Raw genomic sequence first — 244 nt, 5'->3', positions numbered from 1 at the left:
CCCGATGCATTGCAACAGCCTGAGCTGAGTAAAGATGATGCCTTATATGAAACGCCGGCCTGTGTTATGCAATACCGTTTGCAGTTGGCGCCTGGGGCTGAGCAGCGTTATCGCTTTGTGTTCGGCCCTGCATTGGATGAAGCAGAAATCGCTGCGGCCCGGCAGCGGTACTTTTCAGTAGCAGATGATCATAATCAGGTGCAGCAACAATTCGCTGATTATGTTGCACGGCGCCAGGGCGGCC

At 54.1% G+C, this 244-nt stretch carries 1 protein-coding gene; it reads left to right on the top strand.

The genetic code is table 11. The features are described from left to right. Positions 1-244, top strand: a 244-nt coding sequence (locus R0J87_RS23560; protein ID WP_498889409.1) for a hypothetical protein, incomplete at both ends; no start/stop codon positions are given.

It is taken from the genome of Halomonas sp. SIMBA_159 (assembly GCF_046536035.1).
GTDB lineage: Bacteria > Pseudomonadota > Gammaproteobacteria > Pseudomonadales > Halomonadaceae > Vreelandella > Vreelandella venusta_A.
Note: the sequence above shows the minus strand (reverse complement) of the source record. Positions and strands in the feature narration are given on the sequence as shown.